The sequence below is a fragment of the Thioclava sp. ES.031 genome (genome assembly GCF_002563775.1).
In the GTDB taxonomy this organism is placed as follows: Bacteria; Pseudomonadota; Alphaproteobacteria; order Rhodobacterales; family Rhodobacteraceae; genus Thioclava.
Window position 1 is genome coordinate 1,866,799 of sequence record NZ_PDJO01000001.1, and the last position, 24,974, is coordinate 1,891,772.

21 protein-coding genes are annotated in these 24,974 nt (G+C 63.1%); 12 read left to right on the plus strand and 9 right to left on the minus strand.

Annotation, left to right across the window (positions count from 1 at the left end):
• Positions 1–8: 8 nt before the first annotated feature.
• Positions 9–1,061: a PotD/PotF family extracellular solute-binding protein gene (locus AXZ77_RS09020; RefSeq protein ID WP_098410892.1), complete on the minus strand. Its 1,053-nt coding sequence runs from the start codon at positions 1,059–1,061 to the stop codon at positions 9–11.
• Between the two features lie 206 nt (positions 1,062–1,267).
• Here AXZ77_RS09020 and AXZ77_RS09025 point away from each other — a divergent pair, with 206 nt between their 5' ends.
• The gene (locus tag AXZ77_RS09025) at positions 1,268–2,680 is read left to right on the plus strand and encodes a deoxyribodipyrimidine photo-lyase (RefSeq protein ID WP_098410893.1); all 1,413 of its coding nucleotides are present in this window, start codon (positions 1,268–1,270) and stop codon (positions 2,678–2,680) included.
• A gap of 23 nt (positions 2,681–2,703) precedes the next feature.
• On the opposite strand, the gene AXZ77_RS09030 is transcribed toward AXZ77_RS09025, so the two are convergent.
• On the minus strand, positions 2,704–3,210 hold the full coding sequence (locus AXZ77_RS09030; protein ID WP_098410894.1) for a transcription termination/antitermination protein NusG: 507 nt from the start codon (positions 3,208–3,210) through the stop codon (positions 2,704–2,706).
• A gap of 247 nt (positions 3,211–3,457) precedes the next feature.
• On the opposite strand from AXZ77_RS09030, the gene AXZ77_RS09035 reads away from it, so the two are divergent.
• From AXZ77_RS09035 to AXZ77_RS09050, 4 genes are all read left to right on the plus strand, one after another.
• Complete coding sequence (locus AXZ77_RS09035) at positions 3,458–4,837, plus strand: mannose-1-phosphate guanylyltransferase/mannose-6-phosphate isomerase (protein WP_255266560.1); 1,380 nt, start codon at positions 3,458–3,460, stop codon at positions 4,835–4,837.
• 140 nt (positions 4,838–4,977) lie between these two features.
• Complete coding sequence (locus tag AXZ77_RS09040) at positions 4,978–7,092, plus strand: YjbH domain-containing protein (protein ID WP_098410895.1); 2,115 nt, start codon at positions 4,978–4,980, stop codon at positions 7,090–7,092.
• A complete protein-coding gene (locus AXZ77_RS09045) occupies positions 7,089–7,736 on the plus strand; it encodes a YjbF family lipoprotein (protein ID WP_098410896.1) in 648 nt (215 codons plus the stop codon). Before AXZ77_RS09040 ends, AXZ77_RS09045 begins: the two co-directional genes overlap by 4 nt.
• A gap of 98 nt (positions 7,737–7,834) precedes the next feature.
• A complete protein-coding gene (locus tag AXZ77_RS09050) occupies positions 7,835–8,188 on the plus strand; it encodes a hypothetical protein (protein ID WP_098410897.1) in 354 nt (117 codons plus the stop codon).
• Between the two features lie 440 nt (positions 8,189–8,628).
• On the opposite strand, the gene AXZ77_RS09055 is transcribed toward AXZ77_RS09050, so the two are convergent.
• Positions 8,629–9,687 carry a glycosyltransferase gene (locus tag AXZ77_RS09055; RefSeq protein WP_255266449.1) on the minus strand — a complete coding sequence of 353 codons (1,059 nt, stop codon included), beginning with the start codon at positions 9,685–9,687 and terminating at the stop codon, positions 8,629–8,631.
• 495 nt (positions 9,688–10,182) lie between these two features.
• Here AXZ77_RS09055 and AXZ77_RS09060 point away from each other — a divergent pair, with 495 nt between their 5' ends.
• From AXZ77_RS09060 to AXZ77_RS09075, 4 genes are all read left to right on the plus strand, one after another.
• Complete coding sequence (locus AXZ77_RS09060; RefSeq protein ID WP_098412495.1) at positions 10,183–11,259, plus strand: polysaccharide biosynthesis/export family protein; 1,077 nt, start codon at positions 10,183–10,185, stop codon at positions 11,257–11,259.
• A 3-nt stretch (positions 11,260–11,262) separates the two neighbouring features.
• Positions 11,263–11,709 carry a low molecular weight protein-tyrosine-phosphatase gene (locus AXZ77_RS09065; RefSeq protein ID WP_098410899.1) on the plus strand — a complete coding sequence of 149 codons (447 nt, stop codon included), beginning with the start codon at positions 11,263–11,265 and terminating at the stop codon, positions 11,707–11,709.
• Positions 11,710–11,770: 61 nt separating this feature from the next.
• Positions 11,771–13,987 (plus strand): polysaccharide biosynthesis tyrosine autokinase, encoded by a 2,217-nt coding sequence (locus AXZ77_RS09070; RefSeq protein WP_098410900.1) that lies wholly within the window; start codon positions 11,771–11,773, stop codon positions 13,985–13,987.
• 39 nt (positions 13,988–14,026) lie between these two features.
• A complete protein-coding gene (locus AXZ77_RS09075; RefSeq protein WP_098410901.1) occupies positions 14,027–14,932 on the plus strand; it encodes a glycosyltransferase family 92 protein in 906 nt (301 codons plus the stop codon).
• Here AXZ77_RS09075 and AXZ77_RS09080 read toward each other — a convergent pair.
• From AXZ77_RS09080 to AXZ77_RS09100, 5 genes are all read right to left on the minus strand, one after another.
• Positions 14,929–15,741, minus strand: a complete 813-nt coding sequence (locus AXZ77_RS09080) for a glycosyl transferase (RefSeq protein WP_098410902.1) — start codon at positions 15,739–15,741, stop codon at positions 14,929–14,931. The two genes, AXZ77_RS09075 and AXZ77_RS09080, sit on opposite strands and share 4 nt — an antisense overlap.
• 68 nt (positions 15,742–15,809) lie before the next feature.
• Complete coding sequence (locus tag AXZ77_RS09085; RefSeq protein WP_098410903.1) at positions 15,810–16,574, minus strand: sulfotransferase family 2 domain-containing protein; 765 nt, start codon at positions 16,572–16,574, stop codon at positions 15,810–15,812.
• A gap of 10 nt (positions 16,575–16,584) precedes the next feature.
• Complete coding sequence (locus tag AXZ77_RS09090; RefSeq protein WP_098410904.1) at positions 16,585–17,280, minus strand: sulfotransferase; 696 nt, start codon at positions 17,278–17,280, stop codon at positions 16,585–16,587.
• 113 nt (positions 17,281–17,393) lie between these two features.
• Positions 17,394–18,740, minus strand: a complete 1,347-nt coding sequence (locus AXZ77_RS09095; RefSeq protein WP_098410905.1) for a pilus assembly protein TadG-related protein — start codon at positions 18,738–18,740, stop codon at positions 17,394–17,396.
• 1 nt (position 18,741) lies between these two features.
• Positions 18,742–19,131, minus strand: coding sequence for a TadE/TadG family type IV pilus assembly protein (locus AXZ77_RS09100; protein WP_176536004.1), 390 nt, complete (start codon positions 19,129–19,131; stop codon positions 18,742–18,744).
• Between the two features lie 231 nt (positions 19,132–19,362).
• On the opposite strand from AXZ77_RS09100, the gene AXZ77_RS09105 reads away from it, so the two are divergent.
• Positions 19,363–20,523 carry an RsmB/NOP family class I SAM-dependent RNA methyltransferase gene (locus tag AXZ77_RS09105; RefSeq protein WP_098410907.1) on the plus strand — a complete coding sequence of 387 codons (1,161 nt, stop codon included), beginning with the start codon at positions 19,363–19,365 and terminating at the stop codon, positions 20,521–20,523.
• 153 nt (positions 20,524–20,676) lie between these two features.
• Positions 20,677–23,043 carry an ATP-binding protein gene (locus AXZ77_RS09110; protein ID WP_098412496.1) on the plus strand — a complete coding sequence of 789 codons (2,367 nt, stop codon included), beginning with the start codon at positions 20,677–20,679 and terminating at the stop codon, positions 23,041–23,043.
• Here AXZ77_RS09110 and AXZ77_RS09115 read toward each other — a convergent pair.
• Positions 23,035–23,637 (minus strand): hypothetical protein, encoded by a 603-nt coding sequence (locus AXZ77_RS09115; RefSeq protein ID WP_098410908.1) that lies wholly within the window; start codon positions 23,635–23,637, stop codon positions 23,035–23,037. The genes AXZ77_RS09110 and AXZ77_RS09115 overlap by 9 nt on opposite strands.
• Positions 23,638–23,853: 216 nt before the next feature.
• Between AXZ77_RS09115 and recA the strand changes: the two genes are divergently transcribed.
• A complete protein-coding gene (gene recA, locus AXZ77_RS09120) occupies positions 23,854–24,921 on the plus strand; it encodes a recombinase RecA (RefSeq protein WP_078550501.1) in 1,068 nt (355 codons plus the stop codon).
• The last annotated feature ends 53 nt before the right edge of the window (positions 24,922–24,974 follow it).

Here is a 24,974-nt window from a genome sequence, read left to right on the forward strand (position 1 = left end):
CGCAGGGATCAGAAGCCAGCCTTGATTTTCTCGAACTCGGCGAGCTGCTTTTCGCGCAGCTCCGGCGAGTTCGGCGTCTGCGCGAGGACCGGCGCGCTGATCGGGGTCAGGCCCGCGGTCTCGAGCTGGTCTTCCGGCACCAGCTTCATCGCTTCGGTGTTGGTGTGACCGTAGCCGATCTCGTCGACCAGAACCGGACCCGCATCGGGGCGCAGCCAAGCGTTCATGAAATCATAGAGCTTTTCTTCCGAGCCGGGGCCGTCCTTGAGGTTCACGAAACCGCAGAACCAGGTCGACGAGCCCTCTTTCGCCTCGCGCTGGAAGGCGACCGGGTAGTTGTCGTCCTGCAGATAGGCGACGCCGTCATTCCACGACCACGCGACCAGTACCTCGCCCGAGGCCATCAGCTGGGCCTGCTGCGAGGGGTCGGTCCAGTAACTTTGGACGTTTTTGTTAGCCTCGCGCAGCCAGTCGGCGGCGGCCTGGAACTGCTCGTCGGTGACATTGGTCCAGTCGGTCACGCCGGTCGCGAGATAGGCCAGCGCCCAGACATCGTCCGAGCTGTCGGGCAGCGAGGTGCGGCCCGCATATTTCGGATTGATGAAGACATTGAGGCTCGCCACATCTTCGGCCGGGACCTTGTCGGGGTTATAGGCGATCGCGGTCGCGCCCCAGTCGGTCGGCAGATACCAGACGTTCTTGTCGTCATCGACGAAGATTTTCGAATTCAGATACTTGGGGTCGATATTCTTGAATTCCGGGATCTTCGAGACGTCCCAGGGTTCGATCAGCCCGGCATCCTTGTATTTCGAGATCATCTGCGAACAGGGATGCGCCGCGTCTGCTTTGAAGCCCGAGGCGAGTTTCTGATAGGCCTCGTCGTCATCGCCGAAGAAAGCGTAGGTAGGGCTGTCGCCGTATTTGTCGATATAGGGCTGGAAAAGCCCCGGAATCTCGAAACCGGCCCAATCGAAGATCGTCAGGTCCGGATCGGCGGCGCGGGCCGGGGCGCTCAGTGCAGCCACGGCGATCCCCGCCAGAAGGAGAGCAGAAGTCTTCATTGTATTTTCCCTGTTTTGTGTTCGTTTTGTGAAAACGCTAGAGCGGCTTTTTCGCCCTCGCAAGAGGCATTTGCACGGCAGATAGGCAGACGTGCCGGGTTTGAAGGTGCGACGCTATGGTCAGGCGGGGCAGATGCGGAAAATTTAGGCGCGACTGAACCGGATCGGGCGCTGCGCGTAGGGAGAGGGAGGCAAAGGAGACGAGCATGAGTGACACCCCCGTCCTGTTATGGCTGCGGCGCGACTTCCGATTCCACGATCACGAGGCGATGGCGGCGGCCGCGAAGACCGGTGCCCCGGTGATCCCGGTCTTCATCCATGACGACCAGGTCGAAGCCTTAGGGGCGGCGGCGAAATGGCGGCTCGGCCTTGCCGTGGAGGCCTTCGCGGAGAGCCTCGCGGAGAAAGGCTCGCAGCTGATCCTGCGCAAAGGCGCGCCGCTGAAGGTCCTGCGCGGCTTGATCGAGGAGACGGGGGCGGGCGCGGTTTACTGGTCGCGCCGCTACGACAAGCCGGGCCGGGAGACCGATACGGAGGTGAAATCCACGCTCTCCGAGGATGGAATCGAGGCAAAGAGCTTCACCGGGCATCTCTTGTTTGAGCCGTGGACCGTGGAGACGAAAACGGGCGGGCCCTACAAGGTCTACACGCCCTATTGGAACGCGGTGAAGGGCACGAACATCCCGCCGGAAGTTAAGACGGTGTCTGAACTTCGTGCTCCAAACGCTTGGCCTGACAGTGAAAAGCTGGACGACTGGAAGATGGGCGCGGCGATGCGGCGCGGTGCGGCAATCGTGGCGAAACACGTCAATGTCGGCGAGCGCGCCGCCCAGTCGCGGCTGTCGAATTTCCTGCGCGATCGCCTCTCCGACTACAAGACGCAGCGCGATGTTCCCGCCTCGGGCGGCACCTCGGGCCTGTCTGAGAACCTGACCTATGGCGAGATTTCTCCGCGCACGATCTGGCACGCCGGCTATCGCGAGATGGCGGAGGGCAATCAAGGCACCGAGACCTTCCTGAAAGAGCTCGTCTGGCGCGAATTCGCGTGGCACCTGTTCTTCCACTGGCCCGATATGGCCGAGCGTAACTGGCGCGAGGAGTGGAACGGTTTCGACTGGCGGCGCGACAATAACGACGCCGAGGCATGGAGGCGCGGCATGACCGGCGAGCCCTTCGTTGATGCCGCGATGCGCGAGATGTATGTCACCGGCACGATGCATAACCGCGCGCGCATGATCGTGGCTTCCTATCTCAGCAAGCACCTGATGACCGATTGGCGGGTGGGGCTGCGCTGGTTTCAGGATTGCCTGATCGATTGGGACCCGGCGAGCAACGCGATGGGCTGGCAATGGGTGGCCGGGCCGGGGCCGGATGCGACGCCCTATTTCCGCGTGTTCAACCCCGAGACGCAGCTCGAGAAATTCGACAAGGACGGGCGTTACCGGAAGGATTTCATCGCCGAGGGTCAGGCCAACCCGCCCGAGACGGCGACGGATTATTTCGAAGCGATCCCAGAGAGTTGGCATCTGTCGCCGGATCAGGATTACCCCGAACGGCTGATCGATTTGAAAGAGGGACGCGCGCGCGCCTTGGCCGCCTATGAGCAGCACAAAGGCTAAGCTGTCGCGCTGGCTTGCGGGCCTCAGATCAAAGCGTCGGATGTCGCCTTGATCCGGGTCTCGCGGCCCATGAAGTCCAGCAGCAGCCAGACCCGTTTCTCGGCATCGACCCTTTCGACCGTCGCCACGAAATCCGCGAAGGGACCGGTCGCCAGCGTGACCTCGTCGCCGGGTGCGTAATCCGGCAGCGGCTGCAGCTGATCTTGCGTATCGCAGCGCGCGCGCAGCGCCTCGATCATCGCATTGGGGACCGGCGTCGGGCGGCCCGCGAGCGCCACGAGCCGCGTGATCCCCTGCGTGCCGTTCACCGCACCCAGACGCGCCGATTTCTCTTGTTCGCGCACGAAGAGATAGCCCGGAAACAGAGGTGCGCTGCGGGTCACGAATTTGCCCGACTGGCGACGCGTCGTCTCGACCATCGGCAGGAATATCTCGAACCGCTGCCGCTCCAGATTACGCCGGGCGATCGCGGCGCTGTTGGGCTTGAACTGGGCCACATGCCACGCGCGGGCCGGGCTTTGATCGGTCATGAAAGGGCTTTCTGTTCAATCGGATTGCGCCCGTATTGGCTGAGGGATCGGGCGCGAAAAGTCAATCAAACAAGGCGAACCTGCGCGAAAACGTGCGCGCTTAGGTTGTTCGAGCCGAAGTTAACCTCGCGTTAGGGATGCCTGTGCCAGGCTCGCGGAGGGCAGAAAATCTGCCGCTGATTTGGGGAGGATGCACATGATCACTCCGGTTCTTCTCGCGGGCGGATCGGGCACGCGGCTCTAGCCACTGTCCCGGCGTAGCTACCCGAAGCAATTCGCAGAACTGACTGGCCCAAAGACGCTGTTTCAGGCCACGGCCGAACGGCTGTCAGGCGAGGGGTTCGCGGCCCCCGTGGTCCTGACACAGTCCGATTTTCGCTTTATTGCGACGGAGCAGCTTGCCGATACCGGGATCGACCCGGGCGCGGTGATGCTCGAGCCGGAGGGGCGCAATACCGCGCCGGCCATACTCTCGGCCGCGCTTTGGGTCGCGCAAAAGGCCGGGGAGCAGGCGCTGATGCTGGTTGCTCCGTCGGATCATGTCATCGCCGATCCAGACGGGTTTCGGCACGCGATCGCGGCGGCGGAGCCAGCGGCGCGGGCAGGGCGGCTGGTGACTTTCGGCATCACGCCCGACCGCGCGGAAACGGGGTATGGCTATCTAGAACCCGGTCGGGAAGCAGATGCGCAGGGCGTCGTGCCTTTGGTCCGGTTCATCGAGAAACCCGACATCGCGCAGGCCTGCGCGATGTATGAGAGCGGAGATTACCTATGGAATGCCGGGGTGTTCCTGTTTTCGGCGGGCGCAATCCTCGCGGCAGCCCGAACCCATGCGCCAACGGTTCTCGCTCCGGTTGAAAAAGCCTTTGCCGCGGCGCGCGCCGATCTGGGATTTCTGCGCCTCGATCCGGAGGCATGGAGCGACGCCCCCGACATCTCCATCGATTACGCGATCATGGAGCGGGCAGAGACCGTCTCGGTCATGCCGGTGCAGGCGGGCTGGTCCGATCTTGGCGATTGGGAAGCGGTGCGCCGCGCTCATGCCTCCTCGCGCCCCGATGGGGTGACGCTCTCTGGACCCGCGACGGCCATCGACTGCCGCGACAGCCTGCTGCGTTCCGAAGATCCGCGCATCGAGATGGTCGGGATCGGGGTCGAGGACGTGATCGCGGTGGCGATGCCCGATGCGGTGCTTGTCGCGCATCGCTCGCGGGCGCAGGACGTGAAGGCGGCGGTGAGTGCGCTCAAGGCGCGAAACGCCGCGCAAGCCACGGATTTGCCACGCGATCACAGACCCTGGGGTTGGTTCGAGAGCCTCGTGACCGGCGACCGATTTCAGGTCAAACGGATCACGGTAAAGCCGGGCGCGGCGCTGAGCCTGCAAAGCCATCACCACCGGGCGGAGCATTGGATCGTCGTGCAAGGCACCGCGCTGGTGACGCTGGGAAACGAGACCCGCCTCGTGACGGAAAACGAATCCGTCTACATTCCGATCGGCGAGACGCATCGGCTCGAGAACCCCGGCAAGCTGCCGATGGTGCTGATCGAGGTGCAGACCGGCGCCTATCTGGGCGAGGATGACATCATCCGATACGAAGACGTCTACATGCGCTTGGCCGGCGAATAGCGGACCGCTCGGCGATGCGTCGCCGCCCAACTGTGCAAATCTGCGACATCTCCTTACGAAAGCATGAATTCGCGTTTCGGAGGAGTGCGACTCTCTGCTAGGTCTCCAACTGATTGTGACCGAGCCGGATTTCTACACACATGTTGGTGCGCCCCTACCGCTCCCGTTTCCTCTTCCTCGCGATGGCGAGCAGCGCGCTCGCAGGGGTCGGGTTTGGCCCCGTCTGCGCGCAATCGGCTGACCGCGCGTGGGGCTATAACAGCTATGGCATCCCCGGCCTGATCGACATGCCTGTCGCCGGTAGCCGCGAGGATGCGGAGCTGGGCTTCAACGTCTTCACCTTCGCAGGACAAACCCGCGTCTCGGCCGCGTTCCAGATCACGCCGCGCCTGTCGGCAGGCTTCCGGTATTCGACGATCAAGAACTACATGGGCGGCGATACGCTCTACGATCGCAGCTTCTCGATCCAATATCGTTTCCTCGACGAAGGTCGGATCCGGCCCGCGATGGCCTTCGGCATCAACGACATGACCGGCACCGGAGTTTATTCCGGGGAATATGTCGTCGCGACCAAGTCGATCTCGCCGAAACTGCGCGCGACGGCAGGGATCGGCTGGGGGCGGCTTGGGTCGAATAACGGCTTCGACAATCCGCTGGGCGTGCTGGGCGATCACTTCAAGACACGCGGCGAACGCACTGGCGCGCAGGGCGGCACTTTCCAGCCACAGCAATGGTTTACAGGGGATGCCGCGCTGTTTGCGGGCGTCGAGTGGCAGGCTACGGACCGGTTGCGCCTGATGGCGGAATATTCCTCCGACGCCTATACGCGCGAGGATGGTCCGACCTTCGATCGCAAATCCCCGATCAACATTGCGGCGCAATACAAGCTCAGCGACAACGCCTCGATTACGGCGGGCTATCTCTACGGCACCGATCTGAGCGTGCAGCTGAGCTATGCGCTGAACCCCAAACACAACGCGCATCCGAGCGGGCTCAACGACGCGCCGCCGCCGGTCGTGCCGCGCGCGGGCGTCGAGGCGGCGCAAAGCTGGACGAACGATCCCGCTTATCTCGCAGCAAAGCTCCGCCCGGGCTTGGCGCAGCAAGGCCTCGTGCTGGAAGGCGCGAAGCTCAGCGGCTCCACCCTCGCGATCCAGATCCGCAACGATCGCTACAACGCGCCGCCCGAGGCGATCGGGCGCGCCGCGCGGGTGCTGAGTGCGCAGGCCCCGGCGAGCGTCGACCGCTTCGCGATCACCCTGTCGGAAAATTCGCAGCCAGTCTCGACCACGACGATCCGCCGCGATGACCTCGAGGCCTACGAATTCCACCCTGTGGGCGGCGAATTGATGCGCGCGCATGCCCAGATCGATGGCGCGCCCGTACAGCTTCCGGTTGCACCGGGCGCCTATCCGCGGTTTTCGTGGAATGTCGGGCCGTATCTGCGCCCGGGCCTGTTCGATCCCGACGATCCGTTGCGCGCCGATCTGGGTGTGAGCGTCAATGCGCAATACGAGATCGCGCCGGGCTTGCTGCTGTCCGGGCGCGTGAACCAGAAGGTGATCGGCAATCTCAATCAGGCGAACCGGCCCTCGGACTCGGTGCTGCCGCATGTGCGCTCGGATGCGTGGCTCTATTACAAAGGATCCGGGCCAACGGTTCCCGAACTGACGGGGGCCTATTTCTTCCGTCCCGGTCGCGATCTCTTCGGGCGTGTGACCGCCGGTTACCTGGAACCGATGTTCGCGGGCGTCTCGACCGAGCTGCTCTGGGCGCCGGAGCACAGCCGCCTCGCGCTCGGGGCCGAGCTGAACCGGGTGCGCCAGCGCGGCTATGACCAGCGCTTCGATCTGCGCGATTACGAGGTCACGACGGGCCATCTGTCGGCCTATTATCAGTTCACCGACCAGTTCTATACGCAGCTCGATGTGGGCCGGTATCTGGCGGGCGACTGGGGGGCGACGCTGAGCTTCTCGCGCGTTTTCAACAATGGCTGGAAGGTCGGCGTCTATGCGACGAAGACCGATGTGTCCTCGGCAGATTTCGGCGAGGGCTCCTTTGACAAGGGCTTCATGATCACGATCCCGCTGCACTGGGCGACGGGTCAAACGACGAAGCAGCGCTATTCGACGGTGATCCAGCCGATCGTGCGCGATGGCGGGGCGCGGCTGGGGGTGTCGAACCGGCTTTACGGGATGGTGCGCGAGGATCAGCCCGCCTCCTTCGACGGCAATTGGGAGCGGTTCTGGCGATGAGATCACTCGTTTTCGGTGCGGCGCTGCTGGCGCTTGGGGGCTGTGCGCAGCTCGAAAATCTGAGCCATACCGTGACGCTGTCGGGCAGCCGCTCCGCGGGGCAGGGCGCGACCGTGCCAACCGCGCCGGCGAAGGGCGAGGGCGTCAGCGTGAAAGTGGTGACGCAGACCGCTCCTGCGCGCGGGCTCGAGGTGGTTATCCCGTCGCGCGATGCGAATGCGGTCCTGTCTCTGGCGGGGCGTAACGGCACGGTCGAGACTTGGCGGACCGACGATCACATCACCGTCTCGGTCGATCGTGGCGTGGTGGTCGCGACCCGGGGCCTGGGCGATGATCTGATGGCTGCGGATTCCGAGCCGACGCTCGCCGCTCTTCGCGGCACGAAAATCGGCCCTTATCGCCGGACCTACCGCTTCCTTACGGCGGATAATCATTCGGACTATGTGCTCCTCGGGTGCGACATGAGCACGGTCGGAAACGAAACGCTCGTGGGGTTAAAATTGTTGCGCCACGAAGAACAGTGTCGCAATCCGGCGATGGCCGTCACCAATATATATTGGACCGATAAATCGGGACTGATCCAAGCCGGGCGGCAGTGGGTTTCCCCCACTGTGGGGCAGATCGCAATCGGTGTGCTCAACTAAATCGGGTGTACCTCAGGGACCAATTAACCCTATGGTTCACCAAAAGATTAATGTAAGATTACCGTGTCTTACCTATCCCAACCTGATCGGAGGTTTCGATGACGAAGTTCTTTACGGGTGCCGTTGTAGTGGCAGCCACTCTTGCCGGTGCCCTTCCGGGCGCGGCGCAGGACCTGCGCGCGCCGGCCAATCTTAGCCATGACGCGCTCGTCGCTTGGGCAAAAGCCAATAACGTTTGTGAAACGGCCGTTTCTGACGCTGTTTACAACGCCGACGGGAACGTCGCCGTGACCTGCACGCCGAAGTCGACGAAGTCGACGAAGGCGACGAAGAGCACCCTTGGCGGCGCTACCCCGGTCGCGGGGGTGATCATCGGTGTCGGCCTCGGGGCGGCTGCGATGGGCAGCGGCGGCGGTACCAATGGTACCAACGGGACCAACGGCACGAACTGATCGGTTCGATCCGCGATTTTCGAGAGGCCTCGCGTTTCGCGAGGCCTTTTTGATTCCGCCTAAGTACAAGCGTGCGCTGGAAAACTGTCCAAATAGATAGCGCCTCACGCAATTTAATTTCGTGCCGATGCGCGCGAGATGTGATATGACACTTATGTGAAGGATGTTTCAGTATTGGGGTAGGAAGCGATGCTGACGGGACTCGTGATTTTCCCCCTCGCGGCTTTGGCCTGGATGATGCTGTGCGAGAGCGTCTCGCCGATGCAGGATGAAGCGCCGTGCCGCGAAGAGGCATAATTTAGAGATCGCTCGGGCCGGTTTCGGCTCCGGCGAGGTGGTGACGGGCGCCGATCCGCGCGGGATAGGTAAGACTTAACGCGCCCATTTGCGTCCGGCTCCACCGTTCGAGACCCGTGCAGAAACGCCGCGCGCGCTTTGCGTCAGATGTCGACCCGTTCGCGGCGCGCTGTCGCAAATGCGCGGCGCAGCTTGCTGCCAAGCGCGACGCGGCGATAAATCAGCACATAGCAGACGAAGACCAGGCCAACGCCCGCGCCAAGCGCCGCTGGCACGGTCGCGCTGAGCACGGTGATGGAACACGCGATCAAGCTCAGCGACCAGAGGACGACCGAGGTGATTGGATTGCGCATCTCCGGGCGCCCGATCGTTTCGGCGATTCTCTTCGCGCGGCTGCGATAGACGAGGCTGTGCAGATGCAGGCGGTCCGCAGCCCCAGGGTGCGTGCCGTCCCGCTTCATTCGACGCCGGATCGAAACGACGGTTTCGATCCACGGATAGGAGAGTGCGAGCACGGCTATCAGCGGTGAAATCTCATGGTTGCGGGCGGGAAGGACAATGCCGATCACCGCGAGCACGAACCCCGTCGCATAGGCCCCGGCATCGCCGTAAAACAGCTTCCCGGAAGGGAAATTCATCACGAAGAACCCCGCGATCGCGCCGATCATCAGAAGGCAAATCGCCAGAACCGGTCCGTCATTGGTCTGCCCGGCGATCACTGCGAAGGCGGAGAAGACGATGATCGCGGTGCCCGAGGCGAGGCCGTTCACGCCGTCGATGATGTTGAGCGAATTTGCGATCCCGCCGATCGCGATGGCGCTGAGCGCGATGCCGAACGCCGGGTAGTGCAGCAGCAGGTAGTCGAGGCCGGGAATATCCGAGCGATGAATATGATAGCCGGACACGAGGCAGAAGATCAGCCCTGCGCACACGGTGGCGATCAGGCGCCATTTGGCGGACACTTTCTTGGTGATGTCTTCGATCGCGCCGGAGCCGAATGCCGGAATCGCGCAGAGGCAGATCGTCCACCACAGCGCCTGCGTCTGCGCATCGAGCGTCAGACCCGCAGCCAACGCGCCTGCGAGGAGCGCGAAGCCACCGATACGTGGCGTCGGGGCCGCGTGGATTTTCTGGATACCGTGATCGCCGTCGAGCGTAAGTTTGCCATGAAAACTTTTTGTTGCAACAATCAGAACCGCCATTAATAGCGACGCCACGAAAGCCGTCACAACGTATTCAAGGCCAACCATACTCTGCCCCCAGGCAAAAAATTTAGTATCGTGGCGGCAGACATTAATTTTCTGCTAACACGACATAGTAAAAAATAATGATAATCGTACGGATACTCTGCTTAATGACTTACAGAAGTTAATTCCCGGGGGTCAACGTCCTTTGACACGCTTTAGGAGAATGCTGGCAAAAAAACTCGCTCACGGATTTTTGAGACTTTGAGTTGACCCGGCGTCGCGTTCGTTTGTTGCGGGATGAGGCGGAATGCATGCATTTGCGCCACTCAAGATGCTCGCCATTAGGTTGAGTGACTTGGAGAACGATTCGTGTCGAAGTATGAATGGATGGTTGAAAACAGCGACAGCTTCTCTATTCAGAGGCGCTAGATGAAACCTGTCCCCGCTGCCTTGGCGGAGGCGCGGGTCTGATACGCAGATTATGAGGCTCAGGAGGGCACGATGGGGGCAATGACGAGGATTTTTGCGGCGCTCTGCGCGTTGCTCTTTTTGGCCTCCTGCGACACCTCGACCACGAACTTCCCGGTCAACACCCGCAATGTCAGTTCCGTAGAGGATCCGGCGGCGGGCGATGTCGCGATCGTGCGGCTCAGCCTCGCCAACGTCGCCACCTTCGGCGCGCCGTCCGATCTGAGCGGCGGGCGGACCACGCTGCCGTCGAACGGCTACTGGAACTACCGGATTGGGCCGGGCGACCTGCTCGATATCGTGGTCTACGAGCATCCCGAGCTGACCTCGCCTGCGGGGTCGACCCGGACGCCGGCCGAGGGCGGTTTGCGCGTCAATTCGGACGGCACCTTCTATTATCCCTATGTCGGCAATGTGCGCGCCGCGGGCCGCACGCCGGAGCAGGTGCGCGCCGATCTCTCGCGCCAGCTGAAGGAATTCATTCCTTCGCCGCAGGTGTCGGTGCGCGTCGTGGGCTACAATTCGCAGACCGTCTCCGTCACCGGCGAGGTGGGCAAGCCTGCGCGGATCCCGCTGACCTCCAAGTCGCTCACGCTGCTCGATGCGATCAACGAGGCGGGCGGTCTGAATGAGACGGCCGATGCGCGCCAGGTGCTCGTTCGCCGTGGCGGTCGCAGCTACGCGGTCGATCTGCAGGCTTTCCTCAATCAGGGCATCGCCTCGAACAACCCCGTGCTGCGCAATGGCGATGTCGTCTCGGTGCAGCGCGCGACGAAGCTCGAAGCCTATCTGCTGGGTCAGCTCGTGACCCCCGGTCCGATCGACCTGACCAAGGATGACGTGAGCCTCACCGAAGCCGTCACCTCCGTCGGTGGCTTGAAGACCAATCAGGCCGATGCGCGCGGTGTCTTCGTGTTCCGCGACACGCCGAGCGGGGTGGTCGTGTTCCAGCTCGATACCTCGAGCGCGGCGGCCTATGTGGTCGGCACGAAATTCTTCCTGCATCCGCAGGACGTCGTCTATGTCACGACCGCACCGGTCGCGAAATGGAACCGCGTGGTCTCCAACATCCTTCCGACGCTGAGCACGGCGCGCGCGGCCTCCGCGCTCGCGAACTGATCCATGGCGAAAGTCGGATCCATCCTCGTCGTCTGTGTCGGCAATATCTGTCGCTCCCCGGTGGGCGAACGGCTTCTGGCCGCGGCGCTGCCGGACTGCAAGGTCAGTTCGGCGGGCATCGGCGCGGTGGTCGGCGCGAGTGCGGACAAGACCATGACCGAGGTCTGTACGGAACACGGGCTGAGCCTCGACGGTCACGTTGCGCGCCAGTTCACCGCCGAGATCGGTGCCGAGCACGAGTTGATCCTCGTGATGGAGGCAGGCCACAAGCGCGAGATTTCGCGCCGGGCGCCGCAACTGGGCGGGCGGGTGATGCTGTTCGATCAGTGGATGGGGGGCAAAGGGATCGCCGACCCCTACCGGGAACCGATCGACGCCCATCGCAAGGCCTTCACCGAAATTTCCGCCGCGAGCGAGGCCTGGGTCTCACGTCTCGCGCCGAAAGGTTGATCCGTGTGACGGCTGCATGCGCACGGGTATGAATAAGAATTTGAGAGTTTGAGCGGGACAGATGAAGCAAATTTCCGAGATTACGCAGAGACACGCCGCGCAGCCGGAGGTCGAGGATGACGAGATCGACCTGATGGCGCTGGCCGGCGCGCTTCTGGCGGGCTGGAAATGGATCGCGCTGGCCTTCGTCGTCGCCGTGATCCTCGGTGCCTTCATCGCGCTCCGCAAACCGGTGATCTATCAGGCCACCGGGCTTTTGCAGCTCGAGCAATCGCAAAACGCGCTGGCGGCGCTGCCGACCTCGATGCAGGACATTCTCGGCAGCGACGGTGGCGGCAAATCGGAGGCGGAAACCCAGATCGCGATCATGTCCTCGCGGCTCGTTCTGGGGGAGGCGGCCAACAAGCTCAATCTGCAGAACTTCGTGATCCCGCAGCGCTTGCCGGTGATCGGTATGCTGCCGACCAATCTGCATCTGCCGGACCCGGGACTGCTCGATCAGTATCAATGGGGCAATGAGAGCCTTCAGATCGGGCGCATGAAGGTGCCGGAGCAATGGCTGGGCGAGATGATCGACCTGCGCGTCACCGGTGCGGATAGCTATGAAGTCACGCTGCCGGACGGGACCGATCTCGCGGGCACGGTGGGCCATGAGATCACGGCGCGTGATGGCGATTTCACCTTGGCCGTGGCGTCGATGGATGCGCCGGCCGGACGGGAATTCTTCGTCGGGCGGCAGTCTCTCAACGCCGCGATCAAGACGATGAAGGCGAATTTCTCGGTCTCCGAAAGCCCGCGCGGCTCGAACATCCTTCAGACCTCGTATCAGGACTCCGACCGCCAACGGGCCGAGGCGATCCTCGACGCGATTGCGGCTTCCTTCGTGGAGCAGAATATCGAACGCAATTCGGCCTCCGCCGAGAACAGCCTCGACTTCATCGAAAAGCAGCTTCCGGACGCTCGCCAGAACGTGTCCGACGCGGAGCAGGCGCTGAATGCCTATCGTCAGAAGCAAAAGTCGGTCGACGTGAAATACGAGACCCAGGCCCTGCTGGAGCGCGTCACCAAGATCGAAGGCGAACTCTCCGCGCTCGATCTGAAAGAGGCGGAGCTGAAGAACCAGTACACGGTCAATCACCCGGCCTATCAGGCGCTGCTGCAGAACCGCAAAGAGCTGCAGGCGCAGCTGGAGCAGGCGAAGAAGGCGACCCAAGGTCTGCCGGAGACGCAGAAGGACATCTTCAACCTGCAGCGCAATCTCGAAGTGGCGCAGCAGGTCTATACGCAGCTGCTGAACCGCTCGCAGGAACTGAAGGTCGTGCGCGCCTCGACGGTGGGTTCGGTGCGCGTGATCGACAAAGCCTATGCGAGCACGATCCCGGTCGCGCCGCGCAAATCGCGGATTGTGGCCCTTGCAGCCATCCTCGGCCTGATCATCGGGGCGGCCATCGTGCTGATCCGTCGCGCGCTGCGCCGGGGGATCAAGGGTGCCGAAGAGATCGAGGCGCTCGGCCTTCCGGTCTTCGCAACCGTGCCCTTCGCTCAGGAAGCCGCCGATCTGCGCAACCGCAAGGGCGACCTGCCGATCTTCGCGCTCGAACATCCCGACTCGGTCGCGACCGAGGCGCTGCGCTCCTTGCGCACCTCGCTGCATTTCGGGCTGCTGGATGCGCAGACCAACTCGATCCAGATCACCTCTGCCGCGCCGGGCGTCGGCAAGACCTTCATGTCGATCAACCTCGCCGTGGTCGCGGCGCAGGCGGGGCAGAAGGTCTGCGTGATCGATGCGGATATGCGCAAAGGCTACCTCGCGCGCTTCCTGCATCTGCCGAAAACGGTGGAAGGCCTGTCCGACTATCTCGGCCATGAGAAATCCCTGGCGGAGGTAATGCGCGACGGGCCGGTCGAGGGGCTGAAGGTCATCACTTCGGGCCGCTACCCGCCGAACCCGTCCGAGCTGCTGATGCGGGCCGAATTCGGCACCATGCTGAAACAGCTCGACGGCGAATTCGACCTGATCATCATCGATGCGCCGCCCGCGCTGGCCGTGACCGATCCGGTGGTGATCGGACGCTCCGTGGGCGCAAGCATCGCGATCGCGCGCCATCTCGAGACCATGCAGGGCGCGGTGCGCGCGGTGCAGGCGAGCTTCGAGGCGGCGGGCACGTCGATTACCGGTGCGGTCCTCAACGGCTTCAAGGCCGAGGCGACCGAGCGCTATGGCGGCCATTACCAATATCATTATAACTACCGCTACAGCTACAAATCCGACGACTGAGCGGGGGCGTCCCGTTCGTGACTCGGACGGGAGGCGCGAATGCTGCGAAAACTTCTGGGCCGGGCGAAAATCTCGAAGCTCGGGATCACCACGCCCGAGCCGCGTCCGGACCGTCACGGCATCGCCATCGCCGCGATCGTGCGCAACGAGGCGCGGTTCATCGGCGAATGGGTGCGGTTCCACCATGCGGCAGGCGTGCGGCATTTCGTGATCTACGACGATGCGAGCACGGATGAGACCCGCGCGGTGCTGCAAGGCGCGCTACCACCCGCGGCGCTGACGATCATCCCCTGGGCACAGCGGCTCAGCGACATCCGGCTGGGGCGCGAGATCCACAATCAGGTGCTCGCCTATGCCCATGCGGCAGGAAATTTCGGGAGTGACGTGCGCTGGATGGCCTTCATCGACGTGGACGAGTTTCTGATCCCCACGGCGGGTGATGATCTGAACGCCGCACTTGCGCCTCTGGGCGATGTCCCGAATGTCTCATTGCCGTGGCACATGTTCGGCTTCTCCGGCCATGAGACAACGCCCGAGGGCGGGATGCTCGCCAATTTCACCACCCGTGCGCGCGATCCGATGGGGGATGCGCCGGGGCTGCGGGCGTTCAAGATGCTCGTCGATCCGTGCCGCCTGACGGCGCTGCGCGTCCACTCGATGGAGACCGAGGACGGGCAGACGACGTGGAACGACGCCGGGGTGAAATCCGACATGAGCGCGCGCGACAAACCTGAGTTCTATTCCACAGCCGCCGTGCAGCTGAACCACTATTACACGCGCTCGAAAGCCGATCTGGAGGCCAAGATCGCGCGCGGGCCGAACCTTGTGGCCAAGCGCGAGGCCTATCGGCGCAAGGTGATGCGCACGGTGAACAGCGTAGAGGCGGATACGGTCGAGGATACGCGCGCCCGCGATCTGGCCGCGCGCCTCGGGATCACCGGTTAAGAATCCTTGCGCCAGTTCTCCTCGACCCATTTCGTGGGCCAGAGGAAGTGGCGCAGGTGGCGGAGCATCGATCCGTCCCGCTCGCCGCGCAGGCCCGCCTTCACATGCTCCATCGGCGCCATATGGGTCGAGCGGCTGTTCCAGCGCCCCTCGATCGCGTCGATCGGGTTCAACCCGCCGGGGAAGATCACGACTTTCGCATCTTTCGGCAGTTTCGGCGGCGCGAAGAAATTGATCGGGAATAGCCGGATGCAATGCCACTTGAAGGTCGCGACCCAGCCTTTCGGCCAGAATTTCACGCCGCCCGGCGTGCGCCGCGTCACGAAACGCTGCTCGAAGACGTATTTCTCCGCCGTGCCCTGCGGATCGGCGAGGAATTCCTCGCGCAGCGGTGCAAGCTTGCCGATCGGGAAACGGTAGAGCGAGGTCTGGCCCAGCCGCTCGAACGGGGTGTTCGGGTTGCGGGTCAGGATCACGTCGTCGGGGTCGCCGTACTCGAACATCGCATCGAGATTGCCGGTCACGACCACGTCGAGGTCGAGAAACAGCACCGGCCCCGATAGCCCACCCAGATCCGAGCGCCACAGCCGCGACTTGCCCCAGATGCCCTGACGCACATTGGGCATGTCGCAATCAAGTTCGGGCAGGGGCATCGCGGTGATACCAGGATCGAGCCCTTCGAACGTGTCGGTGAAGCAGTAGAAATCGAAGGGCGGCGTCACATGGCGCGCGACCATCGCATAGAGACGGTTGACGTAGTCGACGCCGTATTTCTCGCCCCATCGGATACAGATGATCTGCTTCTTCATCACGGTCCCCGTCTCCCTTTTGTGGCCTCCTTACCCTTTCGGCATGGAAAAGGGCAATGGGGGGAGGCTCAGAAGTTGTAGCCGTGTGCGGCGATTTCGGGTGCGTAGAGGCGGGCCACGATCTCGGCGCTCTCATCATCATATTGGCTGCGATAATCGCCTTTGCGGGGGCCTTTCTTGCGCGTGTTGCCCTTGGCATGGGGCAGCCAGCCATCCCAGTCGATGCCGATGGCCGAGAGCGTCTCGTGCAGGCTCTCGGTCAGGGCCTCATAGCGGATGACATGATCGGCAACGATCTGGCCGTCGATCGTGTAGAGCGGCCAATTGTCGTGGAACTCCAGTGGCACGATGCCGCCGAGATCGTCTCCGGCCGCGAGGGCGTTCACATAAGCCGCGAAAGTGGGTGGATTTTTCTTGCCCTTGATGCGCCAGAAATAGTCCGAGACGGTTTTGTCCCAAGGGTTTCGCACGACGCAGAACTTCGTGTGATCGCGCCATTCTTCCGGGAAGACCTGCGCGAGTCTCGCGGCGGGGCTGTGCGGTGGCTTGCGACCCAGTCTGGGGCGGTAGGCGTGGTCGATGGCGCGGGTGACCGCACGGCCGTATTGCTGTGTGCCCAACATTCGAAACAGCGGCAGCGTGCCGTTCATCTGACGGTTCGCTTCGCGCAAGACGCGTGCGCTCAGCGGGATGCCCTCGCGCAGGGTCTCGACGATGGCGCTCAGTTGCAGATCGTCGGGCCCGAGATAGCGCGCGAGCGCGACCGAGATCGAGCTGCCCGCTGTCTTGCGGTTGTGCAGGAAGATGAAGCGATGCGCGTGGCTGAGGATCATGGCGGGTCCTTTATCGGAAGAAGCGCGGCCGCAGATGGGCGTTGAGCTTTTTCGCCAAGCGCTTGAGCGGATGCATCTTCTTGCCGCGCGTGCGTCCGATATCCTGCAGATCCGCCGCATCGAGCCCATAGGCGGGCAGGCGGGCTGCGAGGTCGTCGGCGTTGTCGTGATCCAGATCGAACTCCACGTATTGATCCGGCTTGTCGGCCATATAGGCGCGCACATCGGCCAGATGCGCATCCCATTCCGCGCGCCATTGACCTTTAAGCTCCTCGAGATCGGTCAGCCCCCGTGCCGCGAGTTCGCGCTTGGCAAACTCGCCATGGCCATGTTTGAGGCGCGACGCGATCCAGCCTTCGCGGTCGCGGAAGTTCAAAAGCAGGATCGTGTCGGGATAGTCGCGCAGGATCTCGCGGAAGGCCGTGGCACCTTCCCAGGTTGCCGTGCCGTCGCTGTAGATCAGGTCGCAATAGAAGGTGAAATCCTCGGCGCTGGCAAAGACCTTGCGCCCGGCGGCGAGGTTTTCGCGCATCACCCGGCCGATGCGGCGCGGCACGGGTCGGCCTTCGCGGATCTTGTGGTGAACGGTGGGGTGACCCGCGGCGCGAAACAGCTCGGCCAGCGAGCGCGTGCCGCATTTGTTGAAACCGATTGCGACGACGCGCGGCAGGGGGTGCGGTTGCGCGGAAGCGGCGCGATCTTGCATGGCGACCTCGGAGCGGATGAGACAGGAGCGGCGATAACCTAGCCTCTCCTATCCCATCTTGTGCGCACCGTTTCAATCGCGCTTTGCGCGACTGGGGGCTCGCTGCAAGACGGTTACATCCGCAGCCGGAAGTAGCTCATCTCGATATTGCCTTCCATTCCGGTGTCGCAATGGCCGAAGCGCGAGTTCGAGGTGCCGTCGATCTTGCCACCGGAGACGATCGCGACGCCTTCGATCCCGTCGGCCTGCGCCGAGAAGCTCACATCCTTCATTGCGAGGATCTGACCGCCGTAGAAGGAGATTTTCGCCGCCGAGGAGACACCGCCCATCGTGATCAGCTTCGCGCCGCCATCGGGGGCGCAATTGTCGTTACGCCCGATCCGCAGCCCCTGCGGAGCCGAGAAGCTGCGATCGTCGGTCGAAGTGTTCGCGAAGATCGCGTTTTCGAGCGCGACGCCATTGCCGAATTTCACCGGGCAACTCGCGATCACCGCGACTTCCGAGAGCACGCTCGGATCGGTCGTCACAGTGTCGTCGACCTTGTTCGGCACCGAGATCGTCACGCTCGAATTGCAGTCGAGCACATAGAGATTGCCGGGGGTGAAATCGGTGGTTTCAAGCTTCGTCCCGTTGAGGACGGTCGGAGTCCTGTTCGTGATATAGGCCGGCAGGTAGCCGGTGCCGTCCCGCATGGAGTCGATGATTTTCGGAATCCGGTCGAGCACGCGCAGCTTGTAGAAAGAGGTGCGCAGCGCCTCTTGCAGCCCGTCATTCTGCTTGAAGCCCGAGGCGGGAATGTCGAGCTTGCTGGTGTCGGGCATCGACACGATCGAGCCGCTCTCGAAGAGGTTGTTCTGGTTCAGCGACACATATTGCGCCGCATAGAGGCAGAAGCCGGACGCGAAGCTGTTGCCCGATTGCAGGTCGATCACGCCTTTCGCGGCCAGACCTTCGGTGAGGCAGGCGGGCTGATAGGCCTCCGCCACGGCGCCGGTGTTGATCTGCCAACCGTTCTGCCCGATCACCCTGCCGAAGAAGGTCGGTGTCGCGTTCGCGCGATCGGTGTTGCGATGCGCCATGACGCGGACCGCCGGGTTCAGGTCGAGATCGGTGCTGAACTCGGTGCGGAAGCGATTGTTGGTCGTGTCGTAATAGCCGAAGGTCACGTCATTGCTGGTGATGACCGAGGTCGCGTCATCCGAGCCGAGGTTGGAATGCGCCAGTTGGGCGGCGCGAGACTTCGCCTCGTCTTTGGTGATCAGCGGGTCCGAAGAGAGATACATCGCGCCGAGCGCCGCCGCATCGGCCGCGTCCTGCATCTGAGCCCGCTCGCGATAGCCATTCGAGACGTCGAGCGCGAGGCTGCCCACACCGAGGAACAGGATCGTCCAGAATAGCGAAAGCTGGGTGATCATGCCGTCTTCTTCAGTGGTAAAATCGGAAATTGTTACGCGGCGCATGTCAGGACTCCATATAACGGTAGTCGCGGACCGTGAGGTCCATATTCAGAACTCTGGTGAAAAGACCGGTCGCGACAAGCTCGGACATCGGGATGATCACTTGGGTCTCGATGATCCCGTCAGTCACCTGCGTGTCGACCGTGTAGGTATTTGCGTCATAGGGCAGCAGCGCTCGCAGACGCGCCATCGTGTCGTCGTCATTCTCGATCCGCCCGACGGAATAGGCGCGATCGACATCTTGCACGATGCCAAGGATGCGCGAATGGGCGTTGAAGATGAGGGAGACGTCGACGGTCGCGGCCAGCATTCCGATAAACAAAGGCAGCCAAAGCAATGCCTCGATCGAAGTGGCGCCGTCTTCGGCGGAGAAGAAACTCGTAAATCGTTTCAAGAAGGGACGCCCCATGGTTGAAAACGGTTGATTAACTATCTCCAGCGGAGAAAAGCGAAATTACCGCCGCGTAAATGTGTCGAAATTGCGAATTCGCGAGAGAAAACGACAGGAAACGGCACATTTATACGTGGGGGCATCCAGAATGCGGACTCTCGAGCGCGGCGTTGCGCCGGCCTTCGTGGCCCCCTACAACGCGCTTCAGATCGCAGCTTACCTCGGAGCCCGCCCATGACGCCCGCCGCGCGCTATGCCGCCGCCATCGATATTCTCGACCGCATCCAGACGGGCGAGGTGGCCGAGCGGGCATTGACCAACTGGGCCCGCGGCCACCGTTTTGCAGGCTCCAAGGATCGTGCGGCGATCCGCGATCATGTCTTCGATGTGTTGCGCTGCAAGGCCAGCGCCGCGCTTGCCGGGGGCGGGGCGCAGGGGCGTGCGCTGATCGCCGGGCTGCTGCGGCTGCAAGGCGTCGACCCGCAGACCATCTTCACCGGCGAGGGCTTTGCGCCGGACGCCCTCTCCGAGGATGAGCGCGCCGCACTGCCCCCAGCCTTGCCCGGGGATATCGCGCAGCTGGATTGGCCCGACTGGCTGCGCGACCAGCTCGCCACTGATCTCGGCGCGGATTTCAGCGCCATTTCCGAGGCGATGCGTGCGCGCGCGCCGGTCTTTCTGCGCGTCAATCTCGCGAAGACCGGACGCGATGCGGCGATCGCAGCGTTGGCGAAGGACGGGATCGAGGCCACCCCGCATCCGCTCGCAGAGACCGCGCTGGAGCTTGGCGAGGGCGCGCGGCGCATTCAACAGGCTGAGGCTTACACGAACGGTCTGGTGGAGTTGCAGGATGCGGCGTCGCAAGCGGCCATCGCGTCGGTGCCGCTTCATGCCGGTCAGAGGGTGCTCGACTATTGCGCGGGCGGCGGGGGCAAGGCGCTTGCGCTGGCCGCGGCCTGTCCCGAGGCCAAGATCGCCGCGCATGACATCGATGCGGGGCGGACGCGCGATCTGCCCATCCGCGCGAAGCGGGCCGGGGCAAAAGTGACCCTGCGCGCGCCGGGCGATCCGGGGACGGGCTATGACCTCGTGCTGGTCGACGCGCCCTGTTCGGGCTCCGGTACATGGCGCCGGACGCCGGATGCGAAATGGCGCCTGAGCGCTGCGCGACTGGCGGAACTCGTCGCCCTGCAGAGCGCAATTCTCGATGCCGCGCGCGACCTTGTCGCCCCCGGGGGGCGCCTTGTCTACATGACCTGTTCGCTTCTTTCGGTCGAAAATGGCGGGCAGATCGCCGACTTCGCCACGCGCCACGGCTGCGAGGTGCTGTCACGGCGCCAGTTCACGCCGCTCTCGGGTGGCGACGGGTTCTTCGTGGCCCATCTCCAGCTCTGATTTTTCCGCCCTTGCGTGCCCTATTCCGACTGTCGCGTGATTGACTCAATCGACAGTTGAAAGTCTAGTCGCGTTAATTGGGTTTTAATTATTTTACCGCGCTATGGGGCCGACGTGTCAGGCAGGGAGGCGAGCGTGGGGCGGAACGAATTGATGCTGCAGCCACTCTCGAAGACGATGGCGGCGCTGGCGCCGGGTGCGGTCTATTTGCTGCTTGCAGCGGGAATTGCGGCGGCGATTGCTTTCGTGATGCCCGATGAGGTGGTGACCTGGGCGATGTTCTCCGTCGCGGGGACGCTCGTGATCACGGCGGTCTGGCTGCGTCTGGCTTTGGCGCAGGACCGAAGGCGGCGCGCAAGACAGCAGGAAACGCTCGCGAATTTCATCGCCCATGACGCAGCCCCCAGCTTCACTACGGATCCCGAAGGCGAAATCGGCTATCAAAATCGCGCCGCGCTGGATCGTTTCGGCTCGCGCGGCGGGCAGGGGCTGGCGCGAACTTTGGCGGAGCTTTTCGCCGATCCGGGCGCGGTGTTGCGCCGCCTGCAAAGCAAGGCAGAGGCGACGGGGGCCGCGCGCGAGGATCTCGTGACCCGGCGCGGCCACCTGCGGCTCTCGGTCCATCGTATCGGCTCGGGCGATTTTCTCTGGCGGCTCGAAGATATGGCCGAACGGGCGATTGGCGGGCGCGGCGCGGAAACGATCAGCTTGCCGATGCTCACCGTCTCCAACGGCGGCACCATCCTTTTCATGAACGAGGCACTGCGGCGGCTCGTTGGGGAGCGGGTGCGTTCCCTCGACCGCATCTTCACCGATCTACCGCTGCGCTCGGGCGAAGAACACGAGATCAAGGGCGAGGATGGCCCCGTCACCGCGGTCGTGGCCCAGCTTGAAGGGGTAGGCGGGCGATCCGAGGTTTATCTGCTGCCGATCGGAGGGCCGCGCTCCGCCGAGGAAGGCGCGAATTTCGAGGCGCTGCCCGTCGCTCTGCTGCGGCTGTCAGCCCATGGCCGCGTGCGCGCAGCCAATCGTGCAGCGCGTGGCCTCCTGGGCGGGATCGAGCCGCAGACCCGCCTCTCCGACCTCCTCGAAGGGCTCGGGCGTCCGGTCTCGGACTGGGTGAACGACGCCCTCGCAGGCCGTGCCGATGGCCGTCCCGAAGTGCTGCGCGCCCGGCGCGGCGACAAGGAAGTCTTTCTTCAGGTCACCCTGTCGCGGATCGTGGAAAACGGGCGCGCGGGGCTGCTCGCCGTCCTGTCCGACGCGACGCAGCTCAAGACGCTCGAGGCGCAGTTCGTGCAAAGTCAGAAGATGCAGGCAATCGGCCAACTGGCCGGCGGTGTCGCGCATGATTTCAACAATCTGCTCACCGCGATCTCGGGCCATTGCGACCTGCTGATGCTGCGCCACGACAAGGGCGATGGCGACTATGCGGATCTCGACCAGATCAGCCAGAATGCCAATCGCGCCGCTGCGCTGGTCGGTCAGTTGCTCGCCTTCTCGCGCAAGCAGACGCTGAAGCCGGAGATTCTCGATCTGCACGACACGCTGTCGGATCTGACGCATCTGCTCAACCGGCTGGTTGGCGAAAAGGTCGTCCTGAGCGTCAAGCATGAAAGCGATCCCGGACGGGTGCGCGCGGACAAGCGGCAACTCGAACAGGTCATCATGAACCTCGTGGTGAACGCGCGCGACGCGATGCCCGGCGGGGGCGAGATACGGATCGAGACCGACGCGGTGCACCTTGCCGAAAACCGCACGCGCGACCGCGTGGCAGTGCCCAAGGGCGACTATGTCGCGGTCAAGGTCACCGATACCGGCACCGGTATCGCGGCCGATAAATTAAGCAAGATTTTCGAGCCCTTCTTCACCACCAAACGCACGGGCGAGGGCACGGGGCTGGGCCTTTCGACGGCCTATGGCATCGTGAAGCAAACCGGTGGCTATATCTTTTGCGATTCCGTCATCGGGACCGGAACGAGTTTCACGATCCTTTTGCCCGCCTATGACGCCGTCGAAGAGGCGGACGTGTCGAGTGCCGAAGGCGCAACGGCGGAGGCGCAAACTACCCCGCATGTCCCCACGACGCCTTCGGTCGTGCCCAAAGCGGAAGCCGCGCCGCTCGTGACAAAGGCGACCCCGGTGATTGCCGGCGAGGCGACCGTGCTTCTGGTTGAGGACGAGCCCCCAGTGCGCGCTTTCGCCGCGCGCGCGCTCAAACTGTGCGGCTACACCGTGCTGGAGGCCGAGAGCGCGGAAGAGGCGCTGGAACTGCTCGAAAATGCTGATTTGCAGGTCGATATCTTCGTCACCGACGTGATCATGCCCGGGCTCGACGGGCCAAGCTGGGTCAGCCGCGCGCTCGAGGCGCGGCCGGGCACGCGCACGGTCTTCATGTCGGGCTATGCAGAAGAAGTATTCCAGAACGGAACCTCGCCGGTGCCGGATTCGGTCTTCCTGCCGAAACCTTTCTCGCTGAGCGAGTTGACCGCGACGGTGCAGGAACTGCTCTCACGCTAAAGCGCGGGTGACCCGGTCATAAAGTTCCAGATCGTCCTGCATCGCGACCCGCAGCGCAGCCTCGGTCTCGGGGGCGAGCCCGGTCTCGACCGCAGGGGGCACGTTCACCCGGGGCAGGGTGATCGCGAATCCGAGCTGGTCTTCGAGGAAATGCACGAAATCCTCGATCCGCTCATAGGGGAAAATCCGGTCGACCAGCGGCGTGCCCGCGTCATCACACAGAAATGCGGCCTGACTGGGCACGTCACTGAACCCTGCGCGCGGATCGTCGATGTAATCGCGCGCGAATTGGTTGAAGGAATAACCGGCCGCAATGCCGCTTTCCTCGATCATATCGCGCAGCCGAAAGCGATAGAGCGAGCGCAACCAGTCGAGCGGCTCGCGCATCAGGGCGACCGTGGTGAATCTGGCATCGGTCTTTGCGGCAAGCAAGGGCTGGAGATGATCCCGAAAATCGCGGGCCGAGGCGTGTTTGAGAACGGCCGGTCGGGTCAGCGCCACATCGGCCAAAGGTTCCAGCGCGGTCTCTACCGCAGAGGACCCCGCCTTGGGCGTGGCGAGAAAAACGAGCTTTTGTTTCCAGAAAATCAGCATCTTGGCGGGTCTAACTCCTAACGTCGCCGGTGATAATCTTTCGACCCACGCGGGTAAACCGTTTCTTAACGGTAAATGGGGTTCAGTTGGGAATTGAAAATTTTGTTGAAATGTTCACGGTCTGTGCGCATAGTGCGAGCAGAACATGAGGTGAACATCCGCGCGAGGGCGTCGCATTGCCGACCAGCCGTCGCTGTGAAATAAGGTAGCGGACAAATGGCAGTAGCGAAGCTTTTCGACATGGATAAATCTCCCAAGGCAGACAAGCAAAAGGCGCTCGACTCGGCGCTGGCGCAGATCGAGCGGCAATTCGGTAAAGGCTCGATCATGAAGCTCGGCGGCGATACGCCCGCGCGCGAAATCGAGGCGACCTCGACCGGCTCGCTGGGACTCGATATCGCGCTCGGCATCGGCGGGCTGCCGAAAGGCCGGATCGTCGAGATCTACGGGCCGGAAAGCTCGGGCAAGACGACGCTGACGCTGCACGCGATCGCGGAAGAGCAGAAGAAGGGCGGCGTCTGCGCATTCGTCGACGCTGAGCACGCGCTCGATCCGCAATATGCGCGCAAGCTCGGCGTCGATCTCGACGAGTTGCTGATCTCGCAACCCGACGCAGGCGAGCAGGCGCTGGAAATCGTCGACACGCTGGTGCGTTCCGGCGCGGTCAGCCTCGTCGTGGTCGACTCGGTCGCGGCGCTGACGCCGAAGGCCGAAATCGAAGGCGATATGGGCGATCACACCGTGGGTGCGCAGGCCCGTCTGATGAGCCAGGCGATGCGCAAGCTGACCGCCTCGATCGGGCGTTCGAACTGCATGGTGATCTTCATTAACCAGATCCGGATGAAGATCGGCGTGATGTTCGGCTCGCCGGAGACGACGTCGGGCGGTAACGCGCTGAAATTCTACGCCTCCGTGCGTCTCGACATCCGCCGCATCGGCTCGATCAAGGATCGCGATGAGGTGGTTGGCAACCAGACCCGCGTGAAAGTGGTGAAGAACAAGGTGGCCCCGCCGTTCAAGCAGGTCGAGTTCGACATCATGTATGGCGAGGGCATCTCGAAGATGGGCGAGCTGGTCGATCTGGGCGTCAAGGCCGGGGTCGTCGACAAGGCTGGCGCCTGGTATTCCTACGGGGACGAGCGGATCGGCCAAGGCCGTGAAAACGCGAAGACTTTCCTGCGCGAACATCCCGATGTCGCCTATGAGATCGAGGACAAGATTCGCGCCAGCCACGGGCTCGAATTCGACAAAATGTCCGAAGATGACGCGCTGACCGAAGACTGATCGTCACCGCAAATCCATGCAAAGGCCGGGAGCGTCGTCTCCCGGCCTTTTTG

Bases quoted from the DNA above. Each gene is read 5' to 3' on its own strand.
- AXZ77_RS09020 (WP_098410892.1), bottom strand. From the start codon at position 1,061: ATGAAGACTTCTGCTCTCCTTCTGGCGGGGATCGCCGTGGCTGCACTG.
- AXZ77_RS09025 (WP_098410893.1), top strand. From the start codon at position 1,268: ATGAGTGACACCCCCGTCCTGTTATGGCTGCGGCGCGACTTCCGATTC.
- AXZ77_RS09030 (WP_098410894.1), bottom strand. From the start codon at position 3,210: ATGACCGATCAAAGCCCGGCCCGCGCGTGGCATGTGGCCCAGTTCAAG.
- AXZ77_RS09040 (WP_098410895.1), top strand. From the start codon at position 4,978: ATGTTGGTGCGCCCCTACCGCTCCCGTTTCCTCTTCCTCGCGATGGCG.
- AXZ77_RS09045 (WP_098410896.1), top strand. From the start codon at position 7,089: ATGAGATCACTCGTTTTCGGTGCGGCGCTGCTGGCGCTTGGGGGCTGT.
- AXZ77_RS09050 (WP_098410897.1), top strand. From the start codon at position 7,835: ATGACGAAGTTCTTTACGGGTGCCGTTGTAGTGGCAGCCACTCTTGCC.
- AXZ77_RS09055 (WP_255266449.1), bottom strand. From the start codon at position 9,687: ATGGCGGTTCTGATTGTTGCAACAAAAAGTTTTCATGGCAAACTTACG.
- AXZ77_RS09060 (WP_098412495.1), top strand. From the start codon at position 10,183: ATGACGAGGATTTTTGCGGCGCTCTGCGCGTTGCTCTTTTTGGCCTCC.
- AXZ77_RS09065 (WP_098410899.1), top strand. From the start codon at position 11,263: ATGGCGAAAGTCGGATCCATCCTCGTCGTCTGTGTCGGCAATATCTGT.
- AXZ77_RS09070 (WP_098410900.1), top strand. From the start codon at position 11,771: ATGAAGCAAATTTCCGAGATTACGCAGAGACACGCCGCGCAGCCGGAG.
- AXZ77_RS09075 (WP_098410901.1), top strand. From the start codon at position 14,027: ATGCTGCGAAAACTTCTGGGCCGGGCGAAAATCTCGAAGCTCGGGATC.
- AXZ77_RS09080 (WP_098410902.1), bottom strand. From the start codon at position 15,741: ATGAAGAAGCAGATCATCTGTATCCGATGGGGCGAGAAATACGGCGTC.
- AXZ77_RS09085 (WP_098410903.1), bottom strand. From the start codon at position 16,574: ATGATCCTCAGCCACGCGCATCGCTTCATCTTCCTGCACAACCGCAAG.
- AXZ77_RS09090 (WP_098410904.1), bottom strand. From the start codon at position 17,280: ATGCAAGATCGCGCCGCTTCCGCGCAACCGCACCCCCTGCCGCGCGTC.
- AXZ77_RS09095 (WP_098410905.1), bottom strand. From the start codon at position 18,740: ATGCGCCGCGTAACAATTTCCGATTTTACCACTGAAGAAGACGGCATG.
- AXZ77_RS09105 (WP_098410907.1), top strand. From the start codon at position 19,363: ATGACGCCCGCCGCGCGCTATGCCGCCGCCATCGATATTCTCGACCGC.
- AXZ77_RS09110 (WP_098412496.1), top strand. From the start codon at position 20,677: ATGCTGCAGCCACTCTCGAAGACGATGGCGGCGCTGGCGCCGGGTGCG.
- AXZ77_RS09115 (WP_098410908.1), bottom strand. From the start codon at position 23,637: ATGCTGATTTTCTGGAAACAAAAGCTCGTTTTTCTCGCCACGCCCAAG.
- recA (WP_078550501.1), top strand. From the start codon at position 23,854: ATGGCAGTAGCGAAGCTTTTCGACATGGATAAATCTCCCAAGGCAGAC.